The following is a 23578-nucleotide window of genomic DNA, read 5'->3' on the forward strand; positions in this document are numbered from 1 at the left end:
CATGACCACCAAGACAGCAACCACCAAGGTTCCCTCGGCTCGCCACGCCCCGAGCAAGCGCCAAGCTACCGCTCCGCAAGAGTCCACGGATCAAGGGAGTCCATCCAGCCCCCAACCAGCCACCGCCCTGAGCCCCCCAGCAGCGGAGCTGCTCACCTATCAGCTCGACCTGTGGCGCCGCGGCGTGCGGTACCTGGACACGCTGCGTGAGCGCGCGGACAACATGCTCGAACACGAGCGAGCCGGCAAGCCTCCGCTGCTCGACTTCGACTACGAGACGATCCTCGATGGTCGCCGGCTGGAGCGCCCCGCCAACTATGCCCTGCTGCGGGTCACACGCGTGGGGGATGACTGCCTGGAGGACTGCCTCGATGCCAGCAAGCCGCCGGTGATGATCGTCGACCCGCGTGCCGGCCACGGCCCGGGCATCGGCGGCTTCAAGCGCGACTCCGAGGTGGGCATGGCGCTCCACGAGGGGCACCCGGTGTACTTCGTGATCTTCTTCCCCGAGCCCGTCCCCGGGCAGACGCTGGAGGACGTGTTGCACGTCCTGCGCCGCTTCGTCGAAACAGTGGCCGAGCGGCACCCCGGCCAGCCGCCGGTGCTCTACGGCAATTGCCAGGCGGGCTGGGCCATCGCGCTGCTCGCCGCTGACTGCGAGGGCCTGGTGGGGCCGACGGTGCTCAACGGCTCGCCGCTCTCCTACTGGTCGGGTGAATCCGGCGTCAATCCCATGCGGCTGGCCGGTGGACTACTGGGCGGCGCCTGGCTGACGCACCTGTTGGCGGACCTGGGCGATGGCCGCTTCGATGGCGCCCACCTGGCCGCGAACTTCGAATCGCTCAAACCGGCCAACACCCTGTGGCAGAAGGACTATCAGCTGTTCGCCGACATCGACGGACAGCGCGAACGCTTCCTCGACTTCGAGCGCTGGTGGACGGGCTTCTACGCACTGGGCAAGGAAGAGATCACCGCCATCGTCGAGAACCTCTTCGTCGGCAATCGGCTAGAGCGCGGTGAGATGCAGGTCTGTCCGGGGTGCACCATCGATCTCAAACGGATCCGCAACCCCCTGGTGATCTTCGCCTCCGGCGGTGACAACATCACCCCGCCCCACCAGGCGCTCAACTGGATCCCCGCGGTCTACCCGAGCACGGAGGCTCTCAAGGCCGCCGACCAGCGCATCGTCTACCTACTCAATCCCCATGTGGGGCACCTGGGCATCTTCGTCTCCTCCAAGGTCGCGCGCCTGGAGCACCGGGCCATCCTCGAGAGCGTCGGCGAGCTGAACGACCTGGCGCCCGGCCTCTATGAGATGCGCATCGACAACCCCACCGGCGACCCCGACTGCCACAAGCCCCAGTTCCAGGTGCGCTTCGAGGAACGCCGCGTGGAGGACCTGGATTTCCCCTCTCAGGCACCGGCGTTCGATCGGGTGCGCGCCCTCTCCGAGCACAACGTGGCCCTCTACGAGACCTTCGTCGGGCCCTGGGTGCGGTTTTACACCACCCCCTGGTCAGCCGAGGCGCTGCGTCAGCTGCATCCGGCCCGCACCAGCCGGCTGATGCTCTCGGAACGCTTCTCCCCCTGGATGACCGGGGTGAAGTGGCTGGCCGAGATGGTAGAGACCGCACCGGCGCCGATCGATAGTGACACCCCCTATCGGCAATGGGAGACGCTGTTGAGCGACTCTATCGCCTCGACGCTGGAGCTTGCCGGCACCATGCGCGACAGCCTGTACGAGATGGGGTTTCGCAGCCTCTACGGCGGGGGATGGTGGAGCGAGAACGAGTGACCCAGTCGAAGCCGACCGGTTTACAGCCAATACCTATAGAGCAACCCACGAATGGAGAGCAATAAATGAAGATCGAGACCTTTCATGACCTGATCGACTGGACTCGCCAGCTGCATGCCCAGTTGGCCGAGTGCTTCAGGCACTGTGCCACCCAGCAGGAGGAGGCACGGGCCAAATCGCTGCTGGAGTATCTCGCCGATCACGAGGCGGTCCTGGAGCACACCGTGGCCAGCTTCGAGAAGCAGGCCGACCCCAAGGCCCTGCACACCTGGGTCTACGACTATCTGTCGCATGCGCCCATCAAACCCCATCAGGCGTGCAATTTGCCCTATGCCGAGATGGGCTTCGAAGACATCAGCCGGGAAGTCTTCTCGCTGCACGATCAGGTCATCGCGCTATACCGCTACCTGGAAGGACGCGCCGACATCCCCGAGGCTCGGGATCTCGTTCGCGAGCTCTTGAAGCTGGAGGAACACGAGGCGATGCGTCTGTCCCAGCAGATCAACCGCGCCCGAGACCTGTAGCCGGGCGCTGAACAGGGACCATCTTTCGCCCCCGGAGAAGGAGGACTCGACAATGCCAAGTCGCCGATCGGCCATTCTGGTGGTCAACTGCGGGTCATCCAGCCTGAAGTTCGCCGTGTTCATTCTGACGGAAGGGCTCGAACGGTTGGTATGGGGATCGGCCAGTGGGATCGGCACATCACAAGGCCGGCTCCGGATGTCGAGTGCACAGGGAACGGTTGACGACCACCCCGCGCGACTGGCCGATCATGCCACCGCCATCGAGAAGGTCGACACCCTTCTTCAACAGCAGGCAAGCCGACTGGACCTGGTCGGCATCGGTCACCGGGTGGTCCATGGTGGCCCCGATTGCGACTGCCCTCAACGGATCGATGCCTCCCTGCTGGACCGACTTCACGCTCTGGTGCCACTGGCTCCGCTGCACCTGCCACACAACCTGGCCGGCATCAACGCCATACGCAGGCAATTTCCCGACGTGCCCCAGCTCGCCTGCTTCGACACGGCGTTCCACCACGGCCTGCCCGCGGTTGCCCGGCACACCGGGCTGCCACGGGAACACGAGGCCCGGGGCGTGCGCCGCTACGGCTTTCACGGGCTCTCCTACGAGTTCATCGTCGACGACCTGAGGCGGCGCCATGGCCCGGAGGCGTTACGTGAGCGCCTGATCGTGGCGCACCTGGGCAACGGCGCCTCTCTGGCGGCAATCCGGGACGGGTGCAGCATCGAGACGACGATGGGCTTCAGTGCCTTGGGCGGCATGCCCATGGGCACCCGCAGCGGGGATCTGGACCCCGGTACCCTGCTCTACTTGGCGAGTCACGACGGACTCGACGTCGCGGCGCTGGAAGCCCTGCTCTATCGACGCTCGGGGCTGCTGGGGCTTTCCGGGGTGAGTGCCGACATGCGGGAACTCCTGGCGCACCGCGAGGACACGCCGGAGGCCGCGCAGGCCGTCGACTTCTTCTGCCATCGTGCCCGCCACTTCCTCGGTGGCCTGAGCGCCGCGCTCGGCGGGCTGGACCGGCTGATCTTCACCGGCGGCATCGGGGCGAACTCACCGGCGATCCGGGCACAGATCTGCGCAGGAATGGGGTATCTCGGCATCACCCTGGAGGAAGGACGCAACCGCACGCCCGGGCCGGTGATTTCCGCCGCCGAGGGCCCGGTCCGGGTGGAGGCCGTAGCCACCGATGAAGAACGGATGATCGCCCGGCACGTGCAGCGCACATTAACCAACACCCAGGAGGTGACATGACCCAGACGGCAACGCCAGTGGCCCTTGCGATGCTCGATGACCTGATCCGGCAGGCCGGTGGCGGTAACCCGATCCGCGTCGCCGTGGTCAACGCGGCCCAGGCCGCGGTCCTGGAGACGCTTCGCGAGGCGGCGAGGCTGGGCATCGCCGAGCCGGTGCTCATCGGCCGCCCCGCCGAGATCGTCGAGGCCGCCGCGGCGATCGGGTGGGGCCTCGATCCGCAAGCGATGATCGAGGCCGATTCGGATGTGGAGGCCGCCCGCATCGGGGTGGAGCTCGTGCAGGCCGGACGCGCGGAGGCGCTGATGAAAGGGCACCTCCACACCGATACTTTCATGCATGCCCTGCTGGGTAATGGCCTGCGACAGCCCGGCCGGCGAGTGAGCCACGTCTTTTTGGTGGACGTGCCCGACTACCCACGCCTGCTGGCCGTGACCGATGCGGCCGTGAACATCGCGCCGGATCTCGACGCCAAGGCGCAGATCTTGCACAACGCCATCGAGCTGATGCACATGATCGGGCTCGAGCGGCCACGCGCCGCGGTCATTTCCGCCGTAGAAATGGTCAATCCGGCCATCGTCTCCACCCTGGATGCCGCGTGCCTGACCCTGATGGCCCGCCGCGGGCAGATTGCCGGCGCCGAGGTCGACGGTCCGCTGGCGTTTGACAACGCCATCTCGGAACGTGCGGCCCGCGAAAAGGGCATCGATTCCGCAGTGGCGGGGAAGGCCGACATCCTGCTCATGCCTGATCTGGTGTCCGGCAACGTGTTGGCCAAGACCCTCGAGTACCATGCCGGCGCCACGGCGGCCGGCGTGGTCATGGGGCTGACGGTACCGGTAGTGCTGAGCTCCCGGGCCGACCCGCCCGAGGCGCGCCTGGCCGGACTAGCCGTGGCGGCATTGATGTACCGAGCGGGCATCCACCTGCCCCAGCCCTCCTCTGGCGAAGTCGAATCCACCTTATACTGTTCTCCGCAACCCGAGTCGGCCTGCTGCCCCAGGGAGGTGCACTGATGGACACCACGACCCGAACCACCACCCGAGCCACCATCGATGCGCCGCCAGCGAGCCCACCGGCGACAACGACCGACCCGCGCCTGCACGCCATGATGAGTCTGTTCACGGGAGGGCTGTCGCCGACCGCCGTCCAGCAGGCCTGGTGGGACTGGTCGCAACACCTGCTCCTGTCGCCGGACAAGCAGGCCGAGCTTCTCGGCAAGGCACTGCGCAAGTGGCAACGTTTCGGCAGCTATTGCGAGCAGGCTTGCCGGGACGCTGACTGCGAACGCTGCATCGAGCCGCTGCCCCAGGACAAGCGCTTTCGCGGCGAGGCCTGGCAGCGCTGGCCCTTCAACGTGCTCTACCAGGGTTTCCTGCTGCAGCAGCAGTGGTGGCATGCGGCTACCACCGGGGTCCCCGGCGTCTCGCGCCATCATGAGGCGATGGTGAATTTCGGTGCGCGGCAGTTGCTCGACATCTGGGCGCCGTCAAACTTCCTCGCCACCAACCCCGAATTGCTGGAGCAGACGCGACGCGAGGGTGGCGCCAACCTGGCCCGCGGCGCCAGCAATCTGCTGGAGGATTGGCGACGCCGCCAGGCCGGCGAAGGGCCGGTGGGGGTCGAGGCGTATCGCGTCGGCCAGAACGTCGCGGTGACGCCGGGCAAGGTGGTCTACCGCAACCGGCTCATCGAGCTGATCCAGTACGCGCCCGCCACCCAGGAGGTCCATGCCGAGCCGGTGCTGATCGTGCCGGCCTGGATCATGAAGTACTACATCCTCGACCTCTCCCCCGAGAACTCCCTGGTCCGCTACCTGGTGGCACAGGGCCATACGGTGTTCGTCGTGTCCTGGAAGAACCCGGGCAGCGAGGAGCGGGACCTGGGCATGGCCGACTACCGCCGGCTGGGCGTCATGGCGGCCCTCGACGCGGTCACGGCCATCTGCCCACAGCAGCGTGTTCATGGGGTCGGCTATTGCCTGGGCGGCACCCTATTGTCGATCGCCGCGGCCGCCATGGGCCGGGACGGTGACAATCGCCTGGCCAGCCTGACGCTGCTCGCCGCGCAGACCGACTTCAGCGAGGCCGGCGAGCTGATGCTGTTTATCGACGAGGACCAGGTGCGCTTCCTCGAGGACCTCATGGCCGTCAGGGGCTATCTGGACACCCGCCAGATGGCCGGCGCCTTCCAGCTTCTGCGTTCCCAGGACCTGATCTGGTCGAGGATGGTGCGCAGTTATCTCGCCGGCGAGCGTCCGCCCATGTTCGACCTGATGGCCTGGAACGCCGACGGCACCCGCATGCCGGCGCGCATGCACAGCGAGTACCTCCGTTGGCTGTTCCTCGACAACGATCTCGCCGGCGGGCGCTACCGGGTGGACGGACGGCCCGTGTCGCTGACCGATATCGAGATACCCGTGTTCGCCGTCAGCACGCTCAAGGATCATGTCGCCCCCTGGCGCTCCGTCTACAAGGTCCAGTGGCTGACGCCGGCAAACGTCACCTTCGTGCTCTCCAGCGGCGGGCACAACGCGGGCATCGTCAACCCGCCCGGCGACTCCCGCCGCTTCCACCAGATCTCGACCATCCAGCCTGAGGACCCCTTCATGGATCCGGATGGCTGGCAGGCCACTGCCGCGCATCATGACGGCTCCTGGTGGCCCTGCTGGCAGGGCTGGCTGGAAGGTCACAGTACCCAGCGCGTGCCCGCTCGGGAGCCGGGGGTGACCAGAGGCTATCCAGCGCTGGACGAGGCGCCAGGGCGTTATGTACTGGAGCAATGAGCCCGTCCTGCGGGCCTGCTAGAGGAAGCGGTGCAACTGTAACCGCGGATTGACCCGAATGCGTAGCTCTCCATGAGCTGCCGAGCTGTGCCACTCAATGAGGTAACATCATGAAAGCACTCGTCTATCACGGACCGGGCCAGCGACGCTGGGAGGAAAAGCCGCGCCCGAGCATCACCAAGCCCACAGACGCGGTGGTGCGCATCACCCATACCACTATCTGCGGCACCGACTTGCATATCCTCAAGGGCGACGTGCCGGCCGTGGAAGATGGTCGTATCCTCGGCCACGAGGGCGTCGGCGTCGTCGAGGAAGTCGGCGACGGCGTGAGCAACATCCAGATCGGCGACGAGGTGCTGATTTCCTGCATCACCTCCTGCGGTCGCTGCGACTATTGCAAGCGCGGTCTCTATGCCCACTGCCGCGACGGAGGCTGGATCCTCGGTCACCTGATCGATGGCACCCAGGCCGAGTACGTGCGTATACCGCACGCGGACAACAGCCTGCACCGATTGCCGAAGGACATGGACCGCGCCGCGGCGGTGATGCTCAGTGACATTCTGCCTACCGGCCATGAGATCGGCGCCCTGAACGGCGAGGTAGGGCTCGGCGACACGGTTGCCATTGTCGGCGCGGGGCCCATCGGCCTGGCGGCCCTGATGACCTCGCGCTTCTATTCTCCCGCACGGATCATCATGATCGACCCCGACGAGAACCGCCTGGCCATGGCCAAGCAGCTCGGCGCCACCGACACCATCGCCCGAGATCCGCTCGAAGCTATCGACGAGCTGACCGGTGGCGAAGGCGTGGACGTCGCCATGGAAGCAGTGGGCATTCCCGAGACCTTCGATATCTGCCAGCGCATCGTGCGCCCGGGGGGGCATATCGCCAACATCGGCGTGCACGGCAAGAGCGTCGAGTTCCGCCTGCAGGATCTCTGGATCAAGAATGTCACGGTGCGTACCGGCCTGGTGAACACCGACACGACTCCGGTGCTAATGCGCATCGTCGAGGCCGGTGGCGTCGAGCCCGCGGGCTTGGTGACCCACCGCTTCAAGCTCGACGACATCGAGAAGGCCTACGATATCTTCGGTCAGGCGGCGAAGGAGCAAGCCATCAAGATGCTATTGACGGCCGAGTAACCAATCCGGGGGGATGGATGCGATGACCGTCACTTGGGCCCAGGAGCTCGCCCGTTACAACATCCGCGTCGCGGCTATCGCCCCGGGTTCTGCCGCACGGCCATGGCCGAGGCAATGCCCGACAAGGTCCTCGACAAGTTACGGGCTCAGATCCCGGCGGGACGGCTGGGGGATCCCGAGGAAGTCGCGCACGCGGCGCAGTTCATCTTCGAAAACGACTACTTCAATGGCCGAATCCTGGAGTTGGATGGCGGGCTGCGATTGTAGACGAGGCAGCAAGGATGCGCCGTTCTGAATAATGACAAGGAGCGATCAACAATGAAACGCGAACGCGTGGCGCAAAAGTGTTTCGTGGATCCAGTTTGCGGCATGGCGATCAGCTTCCAGACTGCCGCCGTGGGGAGTGAATACCGGGGGCAGCGCTATTACTTCTGCTCAGGGGCTTGCCGCGAACAGTTCGAAACGGATCCCGAACGGTACGTTCGTGCGCATCAGTTGGATGGCTGAGACGTGGGTGAACATAGAGGCCCTTCATCCATGACCCAGCACTCAGCCGTCTGCGCCGGCCCCGCGCGGGGCGATACCGTGACCGTAATCGGCGCGGGCCCCGCCGGGTTGGCCTGCGCCATCGTCCTGGCGCGTGGGGGGCAGCGCGTGATCGTGCACGAGCGTCGCCGTCGCGTTGGTGCCCGCTTCCCTGTAAGGGTCCCGGATACACCACTTAATCCGGATACCCAATCTTTGCAGCCTTATGTTGTAAACGACACTTGCATAGCCGAAGCCAATATTCGAGTCACAGTCGTACTGGAAGGACAGCAGTAGACGCCAGCACGCAAAGGAGCAGCGCGCAACGAAATAGCGGCAGGGCAAGGGCATCTAGCTATCTAGCACCGTGTAGAACGGTACTCAGGTAGGAAAATTACTAACGAATGCAGGGCTCGACATTTTTCATTGCAAAATTTGTCAACTCTTTTGCATTTTTTGTCAATTTTGATTGCAAACCACGGCCACAAAGAGAGGCGGCCCCGAAAGCCACATCCCGGCACACGCGTCCATCACTACCGTTGCTCCCTTCCGGGCCTGGCGGGGTTTGCGACTTAGCGTTGCGGGAGGACCAACGAGGCCACCACGACATGCGTCTCGAAGACGCCTCGACCGACGCGGGACACGCCCTTGTCGACCGGCTGGCACTATACCAATGTGACTCCCCGGCAACAAGGGCCGATACGGGAATCGGACGCTTGATTTCTATGTCCAATGCAGGCGTCATAGAGACCATGACAGCCTGACGACAAGGAGTCCGTGTGACGACCCCACGTGACACGACAGACAGCACCAGCCGTGGTGTGACCAGAGTCAGCGGCGAGCTCGCCGGCCTGCTCAAGACGTTCGATGACACCGTCAGCCTGCTCAGCGACGCAAGCGACCTCTCCAAGCCGGGCGTGCTGCCCGATCTTCTCGATATCGCCCGGCAATTGATGCTGCAGGAGGGCGGCTGCGACGCCATCGAGCAACGCGCCCGCGCCTTCGAGGAGGCCGGGGTCTTCCTCGGGTCCGACTGGGAGACGCCCCAGTACCTCGTGCCCTCCCTCACCCCGCATGCGCTGAAGAGCGCCGACCCCAACACCGTCGCGATCGAGGCGCTCAGCGAGCTCCGGCTGCTGGCCGTGGCCAAGGGTGACTACCTGCACCCGCATATCTCGATGGAACAGGCGCACCATTATCTGACCCAGGTGATGGCCATCAATCTCTGGCTGCTCTTCGGCACTCCCAGCGAAGCGGAACGCGAGTCCCAGGGGCAGCTGGCGCTGGTGCCGCGACAGCTGTTCGGCCACCTGGCCGAGCGCATCGGCTACGAACATATCATCGACCGGCTGATCGAGGAGATCTGGCGGATCATCGAACAGCGTCCCATTCAGGTCGAGCCGGTCAAGCAGATGATCACCCAGATCGCCATCTGCCAGGCCAACCCCGACATCGACCTGGGCGCCAGCGGCCAGGGGGCCGACCGCCTGGTCAGCTCGCTGTTCGGCCCGACTCGGGCCTGCCGCGAAGACCCGGGCCTGGAGATCTACCGCGAGCGGCTGTCGAGCATGGACACCCCCGCGCTTCAGGGCGAGGCCACCGGTTTCGCCCGCGCCATGCACGACACCGGCCTGGTCTCCGCCTACCATCCGGTGCTGCTGCGTCACCTCCTGGACCACAGCGACCACCTGCTGGCGGAAGCGCTGGGGCTCTCTTCCACCGGCCGTGACTGCCTGCTCTGCTATCGCGAGCTGGTCCATGCGCTGATCCGCGGGGGCATCTATCCCACCACCCCGCAGGCCGCCTATGGCCTGGCGCTGATGCTGGAGCGCGGCATCCTCTACCAGCCGCCAGTGGCCCCGGCGATGTGGCGCCAGCTGGGACTCTCCCTGTCGGAGTGGTCCCAGGCACGCCTCAACCTGGCCTTCGGCGAGACCGTGTCGCCCCGCGCCCGGCTGCTGGAGGGCGTGCTGTGCATGCTCGGCCTGCCGCTGGGCGTGGGCCAGGGCAACAACCCCACCTGCCAATCGGCGCGCGCCCTCTCCATGTGGGCCTACAACGACCCGGACTACCTGCTGCAGATGGTGACCTGGGCGGCCCGTGACGACGACATCATCATCCATTTCGAGGGCATGCCGCTCTCCTCCATGGCGAGCCTCTCCGGCGTCGCCCAGGCATTGCCCATGGACCTCGATCCGGTATCGCTGATCGTGGTCCCGCACCTGGATCGTATCTATGCGGAAATGATCCGGCGCTGCATCGGCCGCGAAGGCGACCCGCACCGCTGGGTCAACCCGGAGTTCCATGGCTGGTGGTCCGGGCGCGGCTTCCGCATCAATGTCGACGTGGCGACCGGCAAGCTCCATGAGCTGGACGACTTCCTGCGCCACTTCTATGCCAGCTACCACCCTTACTACAACGGCCATCAGCCGCTGATTCACCCCCAGCCGGCGGGCATCGCCGTCACCGACAGCGCCGCCCGCTTCATCGGCTGGCACGCCATCACCATCCTGCGGGTCAACCTCGACCCCAGCGACGTCATGCGGGTGTACTTCTTCAACCCCAACAACGACAGCGGCCAGGACTGGGGCGACGGCATCAAGGTGAGCACGGCAGACCAGGGCGAGCGCTTCGGCGAGTCCTCGCTGCCCTTCGAGCAGTTCGCCTCACGCCTCTACATCTACCACTACGACCCCCTGGAGCGCGGCGAGCTGGCCAAGATCAGCCAGGAAGAACTGGACCGGGTGACGGGCTATATCCACCGCAGCTGGGGCAGCGACCGGATTCCGGCCGTCGGCCTGCAGGCCGACGAGGGGCCCTAGGCCAGACCGCCCGGTCGACGACCACGCCGACCGCGATAGCCGCCCGACTCGATGCCCTCCTGCCCCCTGGGTGCGGGGGCATCGTGCATGAGAACGCCCCACTGCCGGCATCTCGAGCCTCGAGCGAGTGACGCGATATGCCATAATGGCGCCTCCGTAAACGCCCCGCCGGAGCCGCCATGCCACGTCTCGATCAGTTGCTCGTCACCCAGGGCCTGGCCCGTTCTCGCACCCGCGCCCAGCGGCTGATCCGCCATGGCCGCGTGCGTCTAGCGATGGGCGGCACCCCGCTGACCAAGCCCGGCGAGAAGCTGCCGGAGGCGACCGGCCTGACGGTGGAAGACGATCCCGAGGAGCGCTATGCCTCCCGGGCCGGACTCAAGCTCGAGGCGCTGATCGAGGCGCTCGAGCTGTCGCTCTCGGGGCGCTCGGTGCTCGACGTGGGCCAGTCTACCGGGGGCTTCACCGACTGCGCCCTGCACTGCGGTGCCCGACACGTGATCGGCGTGGAGGTCGGTCACGACCAGCTCGATGCCCGCCTGCGCCACGACCCCAGGGTGACCTGCCTGGAGGGACTCAATGCGCGTGCCATGGCGAGCGACCCGCGCCTCGAGGCGGCCTTCGCGGCGCTCGAGATCGAGGGTCCGGAGCTGGCGGTGATGGACGTCTCCTTCATTTCGCAGACGCTGATCCTGCCCGAGCTCGCCGTACTGCTGCCACCGGAGAGCGAGCTTCTGAGCCTAGTCAAGCCGCAGTTCGAGGTGGGCCCAGGGGGCGTCAACGCGCGAGGCCTGGTGGTGGATCAACGCCGCTTCGCCGAGGTGGAGGTACGCATCCGCCAGGTCTGCGCCGCGCTCGGCTTCGAGATCCTGCACTGGCGGCAAAGCCCGCTACTCGGCGGCGATGGCAACCGGGAGTTCCTGCTCCACGCCGTGCGGCGCTGACGCCCCGCCGCTTCCCTTTGGACAGGTGCCGATCTGGCCAGGGTCCTGCCTTCCATACCGCGCTCCCTTCAGCGCCCGGCGCCCCCGTCTCCATCGCCCCCGGCATCGAGATCGCCCGGGTCGCCTTTCGCGCCCGGTGCCGGGCGATGGGGCTCGTCCAGCCGCCGCGGCGAGACGCTCTGGACCCTGCTGGCCTGACCGCCGGCCCGGTGGAGCCAGACATCGAGCTGGTTGAAGGCGATATCGATGCCATGCTCGGCAAACAGCTCGCCCACCCGGCAGTTGATCTCGTCAGTGGCGAACAGCCGGTCGCCGAGGCTATTGACGAAGATGCGCAGCTCGAAGTCCAGGGTGCTATCCCCGTAGCTCATGAAGAACACCTGGGGCTCGGGATCGGCCAGCACCCGGGCATTGTCGTCGGCCGCCTGACGCAGCAGGCGGTGCACCAGTCGATGATCCGAGCCGTAGGCGACCCCGTAGGTGAGCACCACCCGGGTGATCGTGTCGGAGAGCGACCAGTTGATCAGCTGATCGGTGATGAAGGTCTTGTTGGGGATGATGATCTCCTTGCGGTCGAAGTCGGTCACCGTGGTGGCGCGGATGCGGATCTTGCTCACCGTCCCGGTGAGGTTGCCCAGGGTGATGGTGTCGCCGATGCGCACCGGCCGCTCGAAGAGGATGATCAGCCCCGAGACGAAGTTGGCGAAGATCTCCTGCAGGCCGAACCCGAGCCCCACGCTCAGCGCCGCCACCAGCCACTGCAGCTTGCTCCAGGAGACCCCCAGGGTGCCCAGCGCCGTGACCACACCGCCACCGACGATGGTATAGGCGAGCAGCGAGCTGATGGCGTAGGCGCTGCCCTGCTTGAGCGCCAGCCGCGAGAGCACCATCACCTCGAGCAGGCCCGGCAGGTTGCGCGCCATCATCAAGGTGAGCACGACCACCAGCAGGGCGGTGATGATGTCGGCCACCGAGACCATGCCGCCGAGCGTCTCAGCGGACTCCCCCTCGCCGGGCGACACCAAGGTGACCTGCTCGAGGTAACCAAACACCGAGAGCAGGTCTGACCACACCAGGTAGAGCACCAGGATGAAGACGATTATCAGGATCAGCTTGGAGAGGCGCAGCGACTGCTGGTTGACCTGTTCCATGTCCAGCGGCGGCTCCTCGATGACCTCCAGCCCCTCTGTCACCTCCTGGGCCTGGGCCTGGGCCTGGGCCTGTCGCCGCGCCAGGGCGCGGCGATAGGCCAGTCGCCGGGCGGCCACGGCCAGGCCGCGAATCACCGTGGCCTCCACCAGGACCCACAGGCCCAGCAGGTAGAGCGAGATGACGAAGCGTCCCACCAGGCTCAGGGCCGTGTACTCGAAGCCGTAGACGATCAGCCCCGCCATCGCCAGCGGGACCAGGGCGATGACCAGGCCCACCAGCAGCCGGAACATCTTGACTCCGAAGAAGGGCACATGGGCGAGTATCAGCTTGGCCAGCACGACACTCATGGCTAGAAGGCCCAACAGCAGCAGCGTCAGCCCGACCGGTCGCTGGTTGAGCTCGATGGACGCGTCGCGGGCCAGGGGCGCGATCAGCAGGACCGGCACCAGCGCCACGCCCAGCCACAGCAGCCAGCGGCGCAGGGCCGCCGCATAGCCGGAGGGCCAGTAGAAATGCCGCGTGGCGACCCCGCCCGACCATAGCAGGTTACGTGCCCAGGTGAGCACGGCCCAGGCCAGCGCCAGCTGCAGCAGCGCCAGGCCGATCCCCCGTCCCACGCCCTCCGTTCCCAGCACCAGGGCGCCCCCCCCCGCCAGCAGGCACAGCGGTCCGGGCAGCGCCAGCAGGGCATTGAGCGCCACCGCCTCGGGGGTATGCCCCTGGGAGTCACGGCTGAGGCGACCGACTTCCTGGTGTAGGTGCGCCAGCCGCTCCCGGATGCGCCGCCGGAGGAGGAGCCCCCCCAGCGCCACCAGCAGGATCGGCACGCCGAGCAGGGCCCGGGCATCAGGCAGGCGCCAGTTTACCGGCAGCACGGCGCGCCACTCCCCCTCGCGCCACTCCGTTGCCAGGTTCTGCGGCAGGCTGCTCAGCCAGCTCAGCCCCAGGGGACGGGTATTGGCGATCCAGAACAGCTGCTCGTCGATGGTGGCACGCAGCTCCTGACTGGTGGCCAGCAGCTGCTGCTGGGTGAGCTGCAGGTCGATGGCCGCGCTGAGCATCTCGCCATAGGCCTTCTCCAGCTGGTCGACCAGCTCGCGACGGGCCTGGTAGAGGCGCAGCAGCGAATCGACCAACGCCGGCGATGACTCGGCGTCCGCCTCCTCGATCCGCTGGCGCGCCAGCTTCTCGCCCTCGCGCAGCTGGTCACGCTGGCGGCCGAGTTCGAACTGCTTGAGGTGCAGATCGGCAATCTCGTCCTGCAGGCCCCGCCGCACTTCCACCCGGGGCAGCGTCAGGCGTTGCTCGCGCAAGATCCGGGACAGCAGCATGCTACCCCGGATGGCATCGATCTGTTCGTTGAGGTTGCGCTGGAGCTGGCGTACCCGGTCAAACTGACGCCGCACCTCGAGGCCTTCCCGCACCAGGCGATTGGCCCGGTCGGTGGCACGCAGCAGTTCGAGGCTCATGGTGCGGTTGATCTCCCGCGCATGACGCACCACGGGATGCCCGATGACGCTCTGGCCCTCGTCACCGACCGCCTCGGCGATGGCCTGCTCCGACTCCTCGCGACGGCGACGATCGATGATGCCCTGCAACATGGTCAGTCGAGCTTCCTCGCTGGCCACCTGGCGCTCGAGCAGGTCCTTGTGCTCCTGATCCAGTTCACGCAGTCGACTATTGGTCTCCAGCTGGCGCTGGCGCAGCTTGAGAGTCTGCTCGGCCAGTTCCCGTTCGATGCGCAGTTGCCAGCGCCTGGGATCGTCCTCGGCCACCTGAGCATCGGCCAGCTCCTCCAGCTGGCGACGCCGCTCCTCGACGGTCTGCATCGCCTCGCCGATCGCCTGCTGGGCCCGTTCCGGCAGGGTCTGGGCATTGAGCAGCCGCGACGTCACCTCGGCCAGGTTGTCCTGAAAGTCCGACAGGGCCTCCTGGGTGTTCTGGCGGCGTTTCTCCAGCGCCTCGACGGACAGGTCCTCCAGGCCCGAACGGGACGTCTGCTGGCCCTCCTGCTCCATGTCGCGCAGCTCCCGCTGAATGCGCTGCAGTTCCCTGGGGGCCTTCTGGACCCGGGCCTCGAGGTCGTCCAGCTGCTCCCGGACCGCCGCCAGCCGCTCCAGACCATCGAGGGCCGCTCGCAGTGCCTCGATGTCCCGCTGGACGCCCTCGGCGGGCGTCTCGCCTTCGGCCGGCTGGCGCTCCTCGAGGCGTGCCTCGACCTCCTCGCGAGAGGGAAGCGGCCGGTCGGCACTCGCCAGCGGGGCGACCTCCTGAGCCAGCACCGAGGGCGCCGCCATCGGCCCCACCAGCAAGCACAGCAAGAGCAGCAGGCCATAGCACACGGCTGCGCGCCGATGGCCAACATGATGATAGGCGTTCAAGGGGCAGCCTCGGTTATGATGATGCATCGCGTGATTCTCGGCCCCGCGGGACAACAAGGCAATGACCGCCTGTCGCCTCGGCAGCACAGTTGACTTGCCGGGCTGGCGTGATAGAAACGGCGTGATCTTCCACAAGGTGCCTGACCATGATGTCTGCCCGATTTTCCCTGTGCGCGGCGTCGCTGCTGATGGCGAGCCTCAACGGCACGACCCTCGCCGCCGAACCGCTGAGCGAGGTCGAGCGACAGGCCATCGAGGCCCGTATCGCCGAACTCGAGGATGAGATGGACGCGCTGCGCCAACGGCTGCAGACGGCCGAGAACACGCCATCCGCCACCGCCGTTCTCGCCGACGACGACAGCGAGAAGGAGCTCGAGGAGACCGTGGACGAACGCCGCCAGTTCGAGCGGGCCTCGGCGAACAACCCCTATGCCATCACCACCCACAAGCGCAACTACTGGTTCCCGCTGAGCTACAACGCCACCCCGAACGATGGCGTCTTTCGCGACGTCAGCGATGATAACGCCGCCGACCGAGCGGAGATGAAGTTCCAGTTCAGCGTCAAGTTCAACCTGGTCGAGGATCTCTTCGGCGACGTCGGTGGCGACCTGCATTTCGGTTATACCCAGCGCAGCTGGTGGCAGGCCTACAATGCGGATGCCTCCTCGCCGTTTCGCGAGACCAACTACGAGCCCGAGGTGTTCATCGACTTCGACAACAGCACCTCGCTGCTGGGCTGGACTAACATCCATAATCGCCTGGCGTTCAACCACCAGTCCAACGGCCGCTCCGAGACGCTATCACGCAGCTGGAACCGGCTCATTTTCCAGTCCAGCTTCATCCACGATGACTGGACCCTGGTTCTGGCGCCCCACTGGCGCATTCCGGAATCCGAGGGCGAGGACGACAATCCCGACATCCACAAGTATCTCGGCTATGGTGACATCACCGTGGCCCGGCGCGTCAACGATGACAACGAACTGAGTCTGATGCTGCGCGGCAACCCCAGCGAGGGCAACCTGGGTACTCAACTGGACTACTCCTGGCCGCTGTTCGGCAGCATTCGCGGCCATCTGCAGTACTATTACGGCTATGGCGAGAGCCTGATCGACTACGATCAGCGCACCAACCGCCTGAGCCTGGGCTTCAGTCTCAACCCACTGTTCTCCACCGGCAGCCTCGAGCGCTGAGCCGGCCTCAACCCCGAGTGAAAGCCCGAGGAGCGTTCGAAGAGAGAGCAAAGCGCGCACCCGGATGGATTGAAGTCGCTCCGTCGACTGCTATGCTGACCCTGTCATTCATCGTCAAAGGAAGACCCGATGGCCAGCCAACACTCCCGCACCAGCGAATCCACACAGCAGCTCAAGGAAGATCTGCACCACCTTACCCAGACCATCGAGGAGTTGGTCGACGCTACGGCCGATGACTCCCGGAGCAATATCAAGGAGCTCCGTGAGCGCGCAGAAAAGCGGATGAAGGACACCCGGGAGCGTCTCGAGGCGCGTGGCGAGCGCCTCTACGGCGAGGCGCGCGATAACGTGACCCAGCAGGCCGACGCCTGCGACCGCTATGTCCACGACAACCCCTGGACCAGCATCGGCATCGGCGCCGCCGTGGGCGTGGTGGTCGGCATGCTGATCGGGCGGCGCTGATGGCGACGAGCCAGGGACCGGCTCAACGGCTGTTCGGGGCAGGCAAGCGGCTGCTCGGCAGCTTGCTGGCGACCGGCGAGACGCGCCTGCGCCTCGCCGTGCTCGAACTGGAAGAAGAGCGCGCACGCCTCTTCGGCCTCCTGCTGCTGGCCGGCCTCAGCCTGATCCTGCTGCTGCTGGGTATCGGCGTCCTCACCGCCCTGGTGATCGTCGCCTTCTGGGAGACCCACCGCCTGGTGGCCATCGGCGCAAGCGCGGTGGTGCTACTGGGCAGCGGGCTGCTGATGGCCCTGCGGGTGATGCAGCTGGCCCGCCGCCGCACCCTGCTGGCCGGCACCCTGCGCCACCTGGCCACGGATCGTGACTTGGTGGAGGCGAGCCGTGAACCGCGCTGAACGCCTGGCCCGCCGGGCCGAACTCGAACACGCCATCGAACAGCAGCGCATCGACCTGCTGGTGGCCGCCCATCGCTGGCGCACGGCCGAAAGGGCGCTCGATCAGGGTTGGCAACTGCTCGTACGCTTCAAGACCCCGCTGCTCATGGCGGGTGGACTGCTCGCCTATCGCGGGTTGCGCCACCCAGGCGGCGCGGCGCGACTGGCACGTCGGCTGACCGCCGGCGCGCTGTTCGCCAAGAAGGCTCGCGACCTGCTGCGCTGAGCCACACCGTCGCCCGCTGGTGGCCAATCCCGGGCGCGCGACCTCCCCCGACGCACTTCCCCCCTTAGATGGCCCCGAAGGGCCCCTCAAGCCCCGAAACAGCGCCAAAGGAGCCCTACCATGCCCCTTGCCATCAGCCTGCACCTTCTCGCCGCCGTGATCTGGGTCGGCGGCATGTTCTTCGCCTGGATGATCCTGCGCCGGGTCGCCGGAGAGCTGCTCGCGCCGCCCCAGCGACTGACGCTCTGGTACCACGCGTTCCAGCGCTTCTTCCCCTGGGTATGGGCCAGTGTGGTGGTGCTGCTGGCGACGGGGCTGTGGATGCTCTTCGGGGTCTTCGGCGGCATGGCCGGCGCCGGCGTGCATGTTCACCTGATGCTGGTGACAGGGCTCGCCATGATGGCGATCTTCCTGCACATCTGGTTTGCGCCGTTTGTGCGCCTGGGTCGGGCCGTAGCCGACGAAGACTGGCCCACCGGCGGTCAGCAGCTGGCCCAGATCCGTCGGCTGATCGGCATTAACCTGATACTGGGGCTGGTAACGGTCGCCATCGCCTCCGCTGGCCGCTACCTGTAATGCAGGCACCCATGTGATATCGAGGCTATGTGATACAGCCCCCTACGCAAAAGGCAGGGCTTAGGCCCTGCCTCTCTTCACGTTACTGCCAGCCAGATGGCGGGCTTGATCGCATCACTAGACGTAGAAATCCAGGTCTTCCTGAGCCTTGAGCAGATCCCGCATCTTGATCGGATCATCACCGTAGAAGAACACCAGGCCCCAGTGTGTGCCGAAGGCCGAGCGATCCGGCACCGTCTCCTCGGCGGGCGGCGTCAGTTCGTGAAAATCGAAATACGGATGCTCGATGGTTTCCTTGGGCATCTCCAGCGTGCTGACGACACGACGACGCGGATAGACGCCGAAACAGCCCGCATAGCCCTTCGCATCGACCACTTCCCGCGGGAAGAAGTTGGCGACCTCTTCCTTGGTGCTCTTGGGATCGAAGACGAGCATCGATGCCTGATAGGCATTGAAGCCGTAGGCACGTTCGATGAGTTCGAAGGCCTTGAACCCGGGTGGGCGATAGGCGACTTCGCCGAAGTACATCTCGCCGTCGGCGGTCACGAAATACTCGGGATGGATCAGACCGAACTGGATGTCGAACGTCTTGATCAACTTCTCGATCTGCTTGGTAATGGCATCGCGCCAGCTCTCGAGCTCTTTGGTCGCGGGAACGAAGACCGAGTAGCCCAGTGTCACGTATTCGGAGATGTTGAGGAACTGGATCTTGCCATCGTGGATCCAGGCCTCGACGGCGAACTCCCAGCCATCCAGGTGGCTTTCCATCAACAGCGGATACTCTTCATCCGGGATATGCTCGATCTCTTCCATCGTGCGGATCATGCGATGGCCGAGGCAGCCGGCCTTGTCGAAGGCCTTGACGTGAATCGGGTCGTCGGGGTCGCCGTCAAGCTTGAGCAGCGTCTGGTTGACGCGCTTCATGAAGCGAACGACGTCTTCCTTCTCGTGAGCCTCCTCGAAGATCCCTACGCGAATGCCCCCCAGCTGGGCACGACGCTTCATCAGCGCCTTGTCGCGGAACAGGATGGACTGCCCGAACATGCGCGGGTTATCCAGCAGCACGGAGTTGATCGCGCCCGACCACTCCACGGTTTCCTCGAACAGGGGGATGGCGACATCGACGCCTTCATCCTTGAGCCTCTGGGCGATCTCCATGGATCGATCATTCAGGCGGATGAAGTCCCACGGAATGAAGGGAATCTTGTTGGCCGTACAGAAATCCTCGGCCCATTCAGGCGCCACGACCACGTAGCGACGGTCGAATTTCTGAGCCGCCTTGATGGCATTGATGCTCCAACCAAGCAGGGCGATATACCCCTTATTGGGATCCTTGGGCGTTTCCGTTCCACGAACCGAATCCATCGAAGGATCGGTCCAGGATGCAACCTCCGGGGGCAGTTCAGTTTCTGTTTCTGGCGTCGTCATTCGACATTCTCCTTGGGGTTGTACGGAAAGCTTGCACTCGGATCGGAGCGCGGGCTCGGTGAAGTACGCCACCGGGAAGCGAAGTGTCACAACAACCAGACCACCCAGCGGCGTGTGACGTGTGCGATGCGGGTCGGAAAAATCACAAAGGATCGCGCAGGCCCTTAATCCGATCGCATTAATCAGTGTAGCGGCTCTGCCATTGAATAGGAAATCGAGGCGATAGCCCTGAAACTGTGAGATGACGAACAACCAATTTCAGCCCCGCCGCACTAGCGGCCCGACGCCCAGCTAGCCTGCGCCAGCCGCATGGCGCCATGCACCTCATCAGCCGGCACGGTCGCAGGATCTCCCTTCTCCAGGGGATCATAGTGAAAGACGTAGAGCCGTGAGACGAACTGGGACACGGGTAGCGATGCCTCACCGTAAAGTTCGCCATGGCCCTGGGTTGAGGTGATGATTTCCTGCCCCCAATTTTGCCCGCTGTCGTTATTGGGATTGAAGAAATACACCCGCATAATCCCGACTGGATCGAGAGCAAGCCGCTGAATCGTGATCGCATGCCAGCCGAGAAAGCGCGTGGCACTGTCGGTCACGGCAATACCCGCTGGCTGCGGATTGATGACCGGGATATTGCCGTTGTAATAAGGGTGATATGCCGCATAGAAATCTCGGATAAAACCCTCGAAATCCTTCAAGCCTCCCGTAAAGACATCGACGGCGATGCGAAATCCATGGCCGACCTGCTCGCCATGGAACTCGGCATTGACCCACTTGTGAGGATCCTCTCCGCGACCGGCACTGCGACGCCCCATCTCGAAGTATATACGGTCAAGATGCGGGACGGTCAGCAATGAGACCGCGTCCACATCAACGGGTGGCTCGCTCGCCAGACCGGCGCCGAGTTCACGCGAGGAAATGTTGTCACCCTCGAAGCGCATCACGATCTCGTCATCGCGCGCTGCCCAGGCGACGATGCGCAGCAGGTCGGCCGGCGTACTGTAGGCCCACATGGACAAGGCACGCGTGGACTGGCAGGTCGGATAGTTGCCCTGCCCCACGCCAAGCGGCTGGCCGAGTACGTTGAGGACGTCGGCCAGCAGGAAGCATTCCGGAGAGCGACGGTTCCCGAAGACACTGACGATTTTCTCTGCCGCGGCGTCGCACAGGGTCAATCGCACCTGCCGCCACAGCGACGGGGCCACCGGTGGCGCATATAGAATGCCCCGCTCAAGCATCATGGCGAGGCCGTAGACCGCCTGACTGGTGTCGGCGAACACCGCTTCGTCGATCAGGGTATGGATCAAGGCCGGGTAGCAGTGAAAAGCGTCTGACCCAGTGTAGCTGAGGCCCAGCGCCGTGGGAATCAAGGCATTCCACCGGGTGCGCAGGTAACGTATGAAACCCGGCATGTAGGGCGAGACCAGGCCGGTGCTGTGCATGGCCTGGGCGAAGGCAATCGCTTCCTGCAACAGCGTCGCGTCGTCCATGCGCACCAGCCGCTCGGCATAGACGTCGAAACCGGGATCCTCGCGGCACCCTGCAGTGGGACTGAACACGGCATTGATCAGTCGCAGCGCATCATCCCCGACCTCACCCATCGTCGCGTCTGGCTTGTTCATGCAGGCGGCGATCTGGGTCACCATGTGCTTGACGCCGCCGACCTGGACCGGACGTTGCGCCAGCACCCGCCACACCTCGGCGACCAGGTGTTCCAGAAGGTTTTCGTAGCCCAGATGACGCAGCAGATAGTGATAGAGATGCTGGACGAGGACGCCCAGTCTGTCGGGCCGCAGGCGGTCGCTCTCCTGTAGGTCGCTGACCACGAGGTCGAGATTCATCGCCATCACCTGGGCGAGGAAGTGATGGGCGTGCTCTGCAGAGATGGAGGGATGAATGAAGTCGCCATTGGCCACGGCGAGCAGGCGAACCTGGCTCAGGCTCTCCACCAGGGTAGCGATCGGGTCGCCATGCCGCACCGTACGAACGGCGAGGGAAGGCACCAGCGTCTGGGGATAATCCCAATCGCTGCCGCGGAAGAACCCGGCCGCCTCGAGCGCCGGTACCCGCGCGTAGATGAGATCGATCCCCTCGGGATCGAGCATCAAGGCGCGTGCCGGCTCAAGGACCTCGAACACGGGGGAGACGCCCGCGACGCTATTGGCGACGGCAAGCCGCTCGATGGCCGCATCAAGCTGCTCAACGAATGAGGCGAGCGCCGCATGATCGTCGTGGGGGTGGGAATCGTGGGTGTCAGGGCTCATGCAACCACTGTTAATCCTACCTCCAGACATGTCAAACGCGTGGCGCTGGCCCTCAGGGCTATCGCAGTTGGCAACATCGCTCAAGGCTTTCCCGGCGACAGGCCTTCGAGGGGGCGCTGTGAATACCTCCCTGTACGCTACCTCCGCCTTCCCTGGCCTCCGGACCCCCTCTTCGACCTGTCCCCGGCGCCTTTCGCTTTCGAGGCCGAGCGAACGGCGATAGCCCTGGGCTGGCCCTGAGCCAGATGCCCGGTCGCCTGGGGACGAGTTGCTTTTAATGAATGGGGCGACTGTATAAGGAAGGCACTACAGCGCTATACCGCAGGCCACGCCGGACGCCCAGGCCCACTGGAAGTTGTGGCCGCCGAGCTCGCCGGTGACGTCCAGCACCTCGCCGATGAAGCGCAGCTGGGGTAGCCCCGTGACCGCGAAGTGCTTCGACGAGATCGACCGCGTGTCGACCCCGCCCATGGTCACCTCGGCGGTGCGCCAGCCCTCGGTACCGGCCGGCTTGACGCGCCAGTCGCCGAGACGCTCGGCCCAGGCCGCCAGACGGTCGTTGGAATACTCGGCCAGCACCCCGTCATCGCCATGCCACTCGATCAGCGCCTGGGCGAGCCGCTTCGGCAGCCGCTCGCCAAGCCAGGTCGAGAGACGGCGCCTCGGCGTCTCGCGGCGCGCCGCGGCCAGGGCCTCGAAGGCCTCGAGGCCGGGCAGCAGGTCAATGGCGAGGGTGTCGCCCGGCTGCCAGACGCTGGAGATCTGCAGCATGGCGGGGCCCGACAGGCCGCGGTGGGTGAAGAGCATCGGTTCGCGGTAACGACGCCCACGACAGCTCACCGCAACCTCGACGCTGACGCCGGCCAGGGCCTCGGCCCGCGCCTTCCACTGCGAGGTCAGGGTGAAGGGCACCAGGGCGGCCCGGGTCTCGGTGACCTCGAGGCCGAACTGCCGGGCGAGGTCATAGCCGAACCCCGTGGCGCCCATGGTCGGGATGGAGAGCCCACCGCTCGCTACCACCACGGCGCCGGTATCGATGCGCCCTGCCGAGGTCGCGAGCCGCATGCCCTCCCCGGCGCGCTCCACGGCCTCGATCGAGGTCTTCAGGCGGATCTCGACGCCCGCCCAGTCGCACTCGGTCAGCAGCACCCGCAGGATCTCCTTCGCGGAGTCGGCGCAGAACAGCTGGCCCGGCGCCTTCTCCACGTAGTCCACGCCGTGGCGGTCTACCAGCTCGACGAAGTGCTCGGGCCGGTAGCGCTTGAGGGCCGAGATACAGAAGGCCGGGTTGGCCGAATAGAAGTTGGCCGGCCCCGAGGCCAGGTTAGTGAAGTTGCAGCGCCCCCCACCGGACATCAGGATCTTCTTGCCGGCCTTGTTGGCATGATCCACCACCAGCACGCGCCGCCCGGCATAGCCGGCGGTCAGCGCACACATCAGGCCGGCGGCGCCGGCGCCGATCACTACCACGTCATACGTCACGGCCTGGGCCTCCTGAGGGCATTGAGTCGGGCCGCGCATTCTAGCAGCCCGCTGGCCCGGCGCCGAGCTCGCCCGGGGAGTGGTCATTTCTGTACAAGAATTGTACATTGAAATGGCAGCGAGTCACCTGTGCATTTCTTTCACACTGTGCTGTCACACTCGGCCCCAGCCGACCTCTAAGCTATTACGGG

20 protein-coding genes and 1 other RNA gene are annotated in these 23578 nt (G+C 65.5%); 16 read left to right on the forward strand and 5 right to left on the reverse strand.

Going from position 1 to position 23578, the window contains the following annotated elements:
• Window position 1 precedes the first annotated feature (1 nt).
• The 9 genes from FEI13_RS04695 to FEI13_RS04735 all read left to right on the forward strand — a co-directional run bounded on the left by FEI13_RS04695 (window position 2) and on the right by FEI13_RS04735 (window position 8323).
• On the forward strand, window positions 2–1795 hold the full coding sequence (locus FEI13_RS04695; protein WP_138179870.1) for a DUF3141 domain-containing protein: 1794 nt from the start codon (window positions 2–4) through the stop codon (window positions 1793–1795).
• 65 nt (window positions 1796–1860) lie between these two features.
• Entirely contained in the window at window positions 1861–2319 is a 459-nt protein-coding gene (locus FEI13_RS04700; RefSeq protein WP_045995010.1) for a hypothetical protein, read from the forward strand.
• Window positions 2320–2371: 52 nt separating this feature from the next.
• Window positions 2372–3574: an acetate/propionate family kinase gene (locus tag FEI13_RS04705; RefSeq protein ID WP_138179872.1), complete on the forward strand. Its 1203-nt coding sequence runs from the start codon at window positions 2372–2374 to the stop codon at window positions 3572–3574.
• Window positions 3571–4590 (forward strand): bifunctional enoyl-CoA hydratase/phosphate acetyltransferase, encoded by a 1020-nt coding sequence (locus FEI13_RS04710; RefSeq protein ID WP_204758347.1) that lies wholly within the window; start codon window positions 3571–3573, stop codon window positions 4588–4590. Before FEI13_RS04705 ends, FEI13_RS04710 begins: the two co-directional genes overlap by 4 nt.
• A complete protein-coding gene (locus FEI13_RS04715; protein WP_138179874.1) occupies window positions 4590–6359 on the forward strand; it encodes a PHA/PHB synthase family protein in 1770 nt (589 codons plus the stop codon). Before FEI13_RS04710 ends, FEI13_RS04715 begins: the two co-directional genes overlap by 1 nt.
• 110 nt (window positions 6360–6469) lie before the next feature.
• Complete coding sequence (locus tag FEI13_RS04720) at window positions 6470–7501, forward strand: zinc-dependent alcohol dehydrogenase family protein (protein WP_138179876.1); 1032 nt, start codon at window positions 6470–6472, stop codon at window positions 7499–7501.
• A gap of 33 nt (window positions 7502–7534) precedes the next feature.
• On the forward strand, window positions 7535–7768 hold the full coding sequence (locus tag FEI13_RS19250; RefSeq protein ID WP_420841564.1) for an SDR family oxidoreductase: 234 nt from the start codon (window positions 7535–7537) through the stop codon (window positions 7766–7768).
• Between the two features lie 51 nt (window positions 7769–7819).
• On the forward strand, window positions 7820–8008 hold the full coding sequence (locus tag FEI13_RS04730; RefSeq protein WP_138179878.1) for a YHS domain-containing protein: 189 nt from the start codon (window positions 7820–7822) through the stop codon (window positions 8006–8008).
• A gap of 30 nt (window positions 8009–8038) precedes the next feature.
• Window positions 8039–8323, forward strand: coding sequence for an NAD(P)-binding protein (locus tag FEI13_RS04735; protein WP_138179880.1), 285 nt, complete (start codon window positions 8039–8041; stop codon window positions 8321–8323).
• A 201-nt stretch (window positions 8324–8524) separates the two neighbouring features.
• On the opposite strand, the gene ffs is transcribed toward FEI13_RS04735, so the two are convergent.
• An RNA gene (gene ffs / locus FEI13_RS04740) (signal recognition particle sRNA small type) lies at window positions 8525–8621 on the reverse strand.
• Window positions 8622–8805: 184 nt separating this feature from the next.
• On the opposite strand from ffs, the gene FEI13_RS04745 reads away from it, so the two are divergent.
• A complete protein-coding gene (locus tag FEI13_RS04745; protein WP_420841565.1) occupies window positions 8806–10848 on the forward strand; it encodes a hypothetical protein in 2043 nt (680 codons plus the stop codon).
• Window positions 10849–11027: 179 nt separating this feature from the next.
• Window positions 11028–11792 (forward strand): TlyA family RNA methyltransferase, encoded by a 765-nt coding sequence (locus FEI13_RS04750; protein WP_138179882.1) that lies wholly within the window; start codon window positions 11028–11030, stop codon window positions 11790–11792.
• A gap of 68 nt (window positions 11793–11860) precedes the next feature.
• On the opposite strand, the gene mscK is transcribed toward FEI13_RS04750, so the two are convergent.
• The gene (mscK, locus tag FEI13_RS04755; protein WP_138179983.1) at window positions 11861–15241 is read right to left on the reverse strand and encodes a mechanosensitive channel MscK; all 3381 of its coding nucleotides are present in this window, start codon (window positions 15239–15241) and stop codon (window positions 11861–11863) included.
• A 230-nt stretch (window positions 15242–15471) separates the two neighbouring features.
• Here mscK and FEI13_RS04760 point away from each other — a divergent pair, with 230 nt between their 5' ends.
• The 5 genes from FEI13_RS04760 to FEI13_RS04780 all read left to right on the forward strand — a co-directional run bounded on the left by FEI13_RS04760 (window position 15472) and on the right by FEI13_RS04780 (window position 18213).
• A complete protein-coding gene (locus FEI13_RS04760; RefSeq protein WP_338035072.1) occupies window positions 15472–16515 on the forward strand; it encodes a phospholipase A in 1044 nt (347 codons plus the stop codon).
• Between the two features lie 129 nt (window positions 16516–16644).
• The gene (locus FEI13_RS04765; protein WP_138179884.1) at window positions 16645–16977 is read left to right on the forward strand and encodes an ElaB/YgaM/YqjD family protein; all 333 of its coding nucleotides are present in this window, start codon (window positions 16645–16647) and stop codon (window positions 16975–16977) included.
• Window positions 16977–17372 carry a phage holin family protein gene (locus tag FEI13_RS04770; RefSeq protein WP_138179887.1) on the forward strand — a complete coding sequence of 132 codons (396 nt, stop codon included), beginning with the start codon at window positions 16977–16979 and terminating at the stop codon, window positions 17370–17372. The genes FEI13_RS04765 and FEI13_RS04770 overlap by 1 nt, the downstream gene beginning before the upstream one ends.
• Window positions 17359–17637, forward strand: a complete 279-nt coding sequence (locus FEI13_RS04775; protein WP_158294511.1) for a YqjK family protein — start codon at window positions 17359–17361, stop codon at window positions 17635–17637. The genes FEI13_RS04770 and FEI13_RS04775 overlap by 14 nt, the downstream gene beginning before the upstream one ends.
• Window positions 17638–17757: 120 nt before the next feature.
• On the forward strand, window positions 17758–18213 hold the full coding sequence (locus FEI13_RS04780; protein WP_138179891.1) for a CopD family protein: 456 nt from the start codon (window positions 17758–17760) through the stop codon (window positions 18211–18213).
• Window positions 18214–18330: 117 nt separating this feature from the next.
• On the opposite strand, the gene FEI13_RS04785 is transcribed toward FEI13_RS04780, so the two are convergent.
• The 3 genes from FEI13_RS04785 to FEI13_RS04795 all read right to left on the reverse strand — a co-directional run bounded on the left by FEI13_RS04785 (window position 18331) and on the right by FEI13_RS04795 (window position 23387).
• Window positions 18331–19578: an ATP-grasp domain-containing protein gene (locus FEI13_RS04785; protein ID WP_138179987.1), complete on the reverse strand. Its 1248-nt coding sequence runs from the start codon at window positions 19576–19578 to the stop codon at window positions 18331–18333.
• 335 nt (window positions 19579–19913) lie between these two features.
• Window positions 19914–21905, reverse strand: a complete 1992-nt coding sequence (locus FEI13_RS04790; RefSeq protein WP_204758349.1) for a hypothetical protein — start codon at window positions 21903–21905, stop codon at window positions 19914–19916.
• 306 nt (window positions 21906–22211) lie between these two features.
• The gene (locus tag FEI13_RS04795; RefSeq protein WP_138179893.1) at window positions 22212–23387 is read right to left on the reverse strand and encodes a BaiN/RdsA family NAD(P)/FAD-dependent oxidoreductase; all 1176 of its coding nucleotides are present in this window, start codon (window positions 23385–23387) and stop codon (window positions 22212–22214) included.
• Window positions 23388–23578 lie beyond the last annotated feature (191 nt).

This window comes from Halomonas urmiana (assembly GCF_005780185.1).
Lineage (GTDB): Bacteria > Pseudomonadota > Gammaproteobacteria > Pseudomonadales > Halomonadaceae > Halomonas > Halomonas urmiana.

Coding starts and splice junctions, on each gene's coding strand:
- FEI13_RS04720 (WP_138179876.1), top strand. CDS start 6,470: ATGAAAGCACTCGTCTATCACGGACCGGGCCAGCGACGCTGGGAGGAA.
- FEI13_RS04695 (WP_138179870.1), top strand. CDS start 2: ATGACCACCAAGACAGCAACCACCAAGGTTCCCTCGGCTCGCCACGCC.
- FEI13_RS04770 (WP_138179887.1), top strand. CDS start 16,977: ATGGCGACGAGCCAGGGACCGGCTCAACGGCTGTTCGGGGCAGGCAAG.
- FEI13_RS04760 (WP_338035072.1), top strand. CDS start 15,472: ATGATGTCTGCCCGATTTTCCCTGTGCGCGGCGTCGCTGCTGATGGCG.
- FEI13_RS04715 (WP_138179874.1), top strand. CDS start 4,590: ATGGACACCACGACCCGAACCACCACCCGAGCCACCATCGATGCGCCG.
- FEI13_RS04780 (WP_138179891.1), top strand. CDS start 17,758: ATGCCCCTTGCCATCAGCCTGCACCTTCTCGCCGCCGTGATCTGGGTC.
- FEI13_RS04765 (WP_138179884.1), top strand. CDS start 16,645: ATGGCCAGCCAACACTCCCGCACCAGCGAATCCACACAGCAGCTCAAG.
- FEI13_RS04730 (WP_138179878.1), top strand. CDS start 7,820: ATGAAACGCGAACGCGTGGCGCAAAAGTGTTTCGTGGATCCAGTTTGC.
- mscK (WP_138179983.1), bottom strand. CDS start 15,241: ATGGCGGCGCCCTCGGTGCTGGCTCAGGAGGTCGCCCCGCTGGCGAGT.
- FEI13_RS04705 (WP_138179872.1), top strand. CDS start 2,372: ATGCCAAGTCGCCGATCGGCCATTCTGGTGGTCAACTGCGGGTCATCC.
- FEI13_RS04750 (WP_138179882.1), top strand. CDS start 11,028: ATGCCACGTCTCGATCAGTTGCTCGTCACCCAGGGCCTGGCCCGTTCT.
- FEI13_RS04785 (WP_138179987.1), bottom strand. CDS start 19,578: ATGGATTCGGTTCGTGGAACGGAAACGCCCAAGGATCCCAATAAGGGG.
- FEI13_RS04790 (WP_204758349.1), bottom strand. CDS start 21,905: ATGAGCCCTGACACCCACGATTCCCACCCCCACGACGATCATGCGGCG.
- FEI13_RS04735 (WP_138179880.1), top strand. CDS start 8,039: ATGACCCAGCACTCAGCCGTCTGCGCCGGCCCCGCGCGGGGCGATACC.
- FEI13_RS04700 (WP_045995010.1), top strand. CDS start 1,861: ATGAAGATCGAGACCTTTCATGACCTGATCGACTGGACTCGCCAGCTG.
- FEI13_RS04710 (WP_204758347.1), top strand. CDS start 3,571: ATGACCCAGACGGCAACGCCAGTGGCCCTTGCGATGCTCGATGACCTG.